2 protein-coding genes and 1 pseudogene are annotated in these 5,750 nt (G+C 69.0%); all 3 read left to right on the forward strand.

Annotated features, from left to right (window positions below):
* Nucleotides 1-1,148 (forward strand): annotated as a pseudogene (gene eccA3, locus A5704_RS08635) (type VII secretion system ESX-3 AAA family ATPase EccA3); the annotation flags it as partial.
* Nucleotides 1,145-2,746: a type VII secretion protein EccB gene (gene eccB / locus A5704_RS08640; RefSeq protein ID WP_067757581.1), complete on the forward strand. Its 1,602-nt coding sequence runs from the start codon at nucleotides 1,145-1,147 to the stop codon at nucleotides 2,744-2,746. The pseudogene eccA3 and the gene eccB, both read left to right, overlap by 4 nt.
* Nucleotides 2,743-5,750 (forward strand): type VII secretion protein EccCa (eccCa, locus tag A5704_RS08645; RefSeq protein ID WP_067888496.1); only part of this gene is annotated, 3,008 nt, incomplete at its 3' end. The genes eccB and eccCa, both read left to right, overlap by 4 nt.

Below are 5,750 nucleotides of genomic sequence, written 5' to 3' on the forward strand. Positions count from 1 at the left end.
GGGCGCTGGCCAAGGCGCTGGTGTTGCGGGCGCACGTCGACGAGGAGTCGGCGAGCGAAGTGCTCCAGGATCTGTACGCGGCCCACCCGGAAAACGAACAGATCGAACAGGCCCTGTTGGACACCAGCTTTGGGATCGCGACCACCACCGCGGCGCGGATCGAAGCGCGCACCGACCCCTGGGACCCGGACACCGAGCCCAGCGCGGAGGACTTCGTCGATCCCGCGGCCCACGAGCGCAAGGCCGTGTTGCTGCACGAGGCCGAAGTCCAGCTGGCCGAGTTCATCGGCCTCGACGAGGTCAAGAACCAGGTGTCGCGGCTGAAGAGCTCGGTCGGCATGGAGCTGGTGCGCAAGCAGCGCGGCCTCGCTGTCGCACAGCGCGCCCACCACCTCGTGTTCGCCGGGCCGCCCGGCACCGGTAAGACCACGATCGCCCGCGTGGTCGCCAAGATCTATTGCGGCCTCGGGCTTTTGAAGCGGGAAAACATCCGCGAGGTGCACCGCGCCGACCTGATCGGCCAGCACATCGGCGAGACCGAAGCCAAGACCAACGCGATCATCGACAGCGCACTCGATGGGGTGCTGTTCCTCGACGAGGCCTACGCCCTGGTGGCCACCGGCGCGAAGAACGACTTCGGGCTGGTCGCCATCGACACCCTGCTGGCACGGATGGAGAACGACCGCGACCGGCTGGTGGTGATCATCGCGGGATACCGGGCCGATCTGGACAAGTTCCTGGACACCAACGAGGGTCTGCGTTCCCGATTCACCCGCAACATCGACTTCCCTTCGTACGCACCGTCGGAACTCGTCGAGATCGCGAACAAGATGGCCGAGCAGCGCGACAGCGTCTTCGAACAGGCCGCGCTCGACCACATGGAGGCGTTGTTCACCAAGCTGGCCACCGAGTCGACGCCCGACGCCAACGGAATCTCGCGGCGCAACCTGGACATCGCCGGTAACGGTCGATTCGTCCGCAACATCGTCGAACGCTCCGAGGAGGAGCGCGAATTCCGGCTCGACCATTCGGAGCACGCGGGCACCGGGGAATTCAGTGACGAGGAGCTGATGACGATCACCGACCAAGACGTCGAGAACTCGGTGGAGCCGTTGTTGCGCGGACTCGGGCTGTCGGTGCCGGCATGACGAATCCCGAATCCGACGATCGGCGTTCGTTCGCGTCGCGCACGCCGGTCAACGACAATCCCGACAAGGTCGAGTATCGCCGCGGCTTCGTCACCCGGCACCAGGTCAGCGGCTGGCGGTTCGTGATGCGGCGCATCGCTTCCGGGATCGCCCTGCACGACACCAGGATGCTGGTCGACCCGCTGCGCACCCAGTTGCGCGCGGTGCTGATGGGCGTGGTCCTGCTCGCCACCGGCCTGGCGGGCTGCTTCGTGTTCTCGCTGATCCGTCCCAACGGGACGGTGGGCACCAACGCCGTGCTCGCCGACCGGTCGACGGCCGCCCTGTACGTGCGGGTGGGCGAACAGCTGCATCCGGTGCTCAATCTGACGTCGGCCCGGTTGATCGTCGGTAAGCCCGTCAACCCGACAACGGTGAAAAGCACCGAGCTGGACCGGTTTCCGCGCGGAAACCTGATCGGTATCCCGGGCGCACCGGAGCGCATGGTGCAAAACACCACGCGCGATGCCAACTGGACCGTGTGTGACGGCATCGGCGGGACGGCGCACGCCATCCACAGCACCGGCGTCACGGTGATCGCCGGACGCCCCGACAGCGGCGGTGCCCGCGCGGCGAAACTCGACGCCAAACAGGCCGTCCTGGTCGATAGCGGCAACAGTACCTGGCTCCTCTGGGACGGCAGGCGCAGCCAGCTCAACCTGGCCGATCACGCGGTCACCAACGCGCTTGGCTTGGGACTCAACAACACTGAGGTGCCCGCGCCGCGGCCCATTGCACTGGGATTGTTCAACGCCATCCCCGAAGCGCCGTCGCTGACGGCGCCCGCCATCCCGAACGCCGGCGCGCCGGCTGGCTTCAGCGTGCCTGCGCCGATCGGGGCAGTGGTGGTTTCCTATGCCCTGGAACAGAATTCGTCGGGTGCGCCGCGCTACTACGCGGTGTTGCCGGACGGCCTGCAGCCCATCTCCCCGGTGCTCGCGGCGATCTTGCGCAACACCAACTCCTATGGGCTGGACCAGCCGCCTCGGCTGGGCGCCGACGCGGTGGCGAAGCTGCCGGTGTCCCGGATGCTCGACACCGCGCGCTACCCCGACCAGCAGATCACCCTCGTCGACGCGGCCAAAGATCCCGTCACGTGCGCCTATTGGAGCAAGCCCGGCGGCGCCGCCACCAGCTCGCTGAGCCTGCTGGCCGGCTCGGCCCTGCCGATACCCGAATCGATCCGCACCGTCGACCTGGTCGGCGGCGCCTCCCCGGCCACCGCGACGCGCGTCGCCCTGGCGCCGGGCACCGGCTACTTCGCCCAGACCGTCACCGGCGGCGCCGGCGCGCCCGGCACCGGGTCGTTGTTCTGGGTGTCCGACACCGGAGTTCGCTACGGCATCGACAACGAGGCGGAGACCTCGGCCGCCGGGCGTGGCAAAACCGTTGAGGCCCTGGGCTTGAGCGAGCCCGCGGTGCCCGTACCCTGGTCGGTGCTCTCGCTGTTCGCGACCGGCCCGACGCTGTCGCGGGCGGACGCGCTGCTGGCACACGACGGACTGGCGCCCGACACCAAGCCCGGCCGCGTGGCATCAGCAGAGGGAGCGCCCCGATGAGCCGACTCATCTTCGAAGCCCGCCGCCGGCTGGCGCCGCCGGTCACCCGCAAGGGCACCATCAACATCGAGGCGCCGCCCGAGTTGCCACGGGTGATCCCGCCGTCGTTCCTGCGCCGCGCGATGCCGTACGTGCTGGTGATCCTGATCGTCGGTATGGTCGTCGCGCTGTTCGCCACCGGGATGCGGCTGATCTCGCCGCAGACGCTGTTCTTCCCGTTCGTGCTGCTGCTGGCGGCCACCGCGATGTATCGCGGCAACGACAACAAGACGCGCACCGAGGAGGTCGACGCCGAACGCGCCGACTACCTGCGCTACCTCTCGGTGGTCCGCGACAACATCCGCACCCAGGCCGCTCAGCAACGGGCGGCCGCCGAGTGGTCGCACCCCGACCCGGTGGCCCTGGCCGCCGTGCCGGGGTCGCGCAGGCAATGGGAGCGCGATCCGCATGACCCGGACTTCCTGGTCCTGCGCGCCGGCCGCCACCAGGTGCCCCTGAGCACCGCGCTGCGAGTGAACGACACCGCGGACGAGGTCGACCTGGAGCCCGTGTCGCACAGCGCATTACGCGGCCTGCTCGACACCCACCGCGTCGTGCGCGACGTGCCCACCGGGATCGACCTGACCAAGGTCTCGCGGATCACCGTGCTGGGTGAGCCCGATGAGGCGCGGGCGGCGATGCGCGCCTGGCTCGCCCAGGCCGTGACGTGGCACGACCCGACCGTGCTTGGGGTGGCCCTGGTCTCCCGCGACCTGGAGAGCCCAGACTGGTCCTGGCTGAAATGGCTTGCACACGTGGATGTTCCGGGTGAGTTCGACGGCGTGGGCCCGGCGCGCCTGCTGTCGACCAACCCCGACGAGCTGGTCCTGCTGCTGGGCCCCGCGTTCGTCGACCGGCCGGCGTTCACCGGCGAGCCCGCGGACGCGCTGCGGCACCTGCTGATCGTCATCGACGACCCCGACTTCGACCTGAGCACCTCGACGCTCGCGCTCGGCCGCGCGGGAGTCACCGTCGTGCACCGCTCCGCCACCCCGCCGCACCGCGAGCAGTATTCGGACCCGGAGAAGCCGATCCTGCGCGTCGCGAACGGCGCGATCGAGCGCTGGCAGACCGGCGGCTGGCAGCCCTACATCGACGACGCCGACCTGCTCGGCGCCGACGAGGCGGCCCACCTGGCTCGCCAGCTGTCGCGCTGGGACTCCAACCCGACCCACACCGGGCTGCGCTCGGCGGCCACGCGCGGCGCCACCTTCACCACCCTGCTGGGCATCGGCGACGCCTCGCGGCTGGACGTGCCCACGCTGTGGGCGCCGCGCCGCCGCGAGGACGAGTTGCGCGTGCCCATCGGCGTCACCGCGACCGGTGAACCGCTGTTCTTCGACCTGAAGGACGAAGCCGAGGGCGGCATGGGCCCGCACGGTCTGATGATCGGTATGACGGGATCGGGCAAGTCGCAGACGCTGATGTCGATCCTGTTGTCGCTGTTGACAACCCATTCGGCCGACCGTCTGATCGTGATCTACGCCGACTTCAAGGGTGAGGCCGGCGCGGACAGCTTCCGCCATTTCCCACAGGTGGTCGCGGTGATCTCCAACATGGCCGAGAAGAAGTCGCTGGCCGACCGGTTCGCCGACACGCTGCGCGGTGAGGTGGCCCGCCGCGAAACACTGCTGCGCGAGGCTGGCCGCCGCGTGCAGGGCAGCGCGTTCAACTCGGTGGTGGAGTACGAGGGCGCGATCGCGGCGGGGCACGACCTGCCGCCGATCCCGACGCTGTTCGTGGTCGCCGACGAGTTCACCCTGATGCTGGCCGATCACCCCGAATACGCGGAGTTGTTCGATTACGTTGCCCGCAAGGGCCGCTCGTTCCGCATCCACATCCTGTTCGCGTCGCAGACGCTGGACGTGGGCAAGATCAAGGACATCGACAAGAACACCTCGTACCGCATCGGCTTGAAGGTGGCCAGTCCCAGCGTTTCCCGCCAGATCATCGGCGTGGAGGACGCGTACCACATCGAATCGGGCAAGGAGCACAAGGGCGTGGGCTTCCTGGTGCCCGCCCCGGGCGCGACCCCGATCAAGTTCCGCAGCACCTACGTCGACGGCATCTACGACCCGCCGCAGAAGGCCAAGGCCCTTGTGGTGCAGTCCGTTCCGGAGCCCAAGCTTTTCACGGCCGGACGGGTGGAACCGGAGCAGGACATGGTGATCCCGGCCGCCGAGGACGAGGAATTCACCGGCCCGCCACGCAAGCTGATCGCCACGATCGGCGACCAGCTGGCGCGTTACGGTCCGCGAGCCCCGCAGCTGTGGCTGCCGCCGCTGGACGAGCCGATCCCGCTGACCGCGGTACTGGCCCGGGCCGGGGTGCCGCAGCGCCAGTGGCAGTGGCCGCTCGGCGAGATCGACAAACCCTTCGAGATGCGCCGGGACCCACTGGTGTTCGACGCGACCTCGGCGGCCGGCAACATGGTGATCCACGGCGGCCCCAAGTCCGGGAAATCGACCGCGCTGCAGACGTTCATCCTGTCGGCGGCCAGCCTGCACTCGCCGCGCGACGTCACCTTCTACTGCCTGGACTACGGCGGCGGGAAGCTGCGGGCGCTGGAAGACCTGGCGCATGTCGGCAGCGTCGCCTCGGCGCTGGAACCCGAACGCATCCGGCGCACCTTCGGGGAGCTCGAGCAGCTGCTGCTGTCTCGGCAGCGGCGCGAGATGTTCCGGGAAAGGCACGGCGCCGCGCCCGACGACGGTTACGGCGAGGTGTTCCTGGTCATCGACAACCTGTACGCGTTCGGCCGGGACAACACCGACCAGTTCAACACCCGTAATCCGTTGCTGGCCAAGGTGAGCGAACTGGTGAACGTAGGGCTCGCCTACGGCATCCACGTCGTCATCACCACCCCGAGCTGGCTCGAGGTGCCCCTGGCCATGCGCGACGGCCTCGGCCTGCGGCTCGAGCTCAAGCTGCACGACCCGCGGGACAGCAACGTGCGGCTGTCGGC

The sequence above is a fragment of the Mycobacterium sp. E735 genome (assembly GCF_001666955.1).
Taxonomy (GTDB): domain Bacteria; phylum Actinomycetota; class Actinomycetes; order Mycobacteriales; family Mycobacteriaceae; genus Mycobacterium.

Excerpts from the sequence above, each read along its gene's own strand:
- eccB (WP_067757581.1), top strand. The coding sequence starts at position 1,145 with ATGACGAATCCCGAATCCGACGATCGGCGTTCGTTCGCGTCGCGCACG.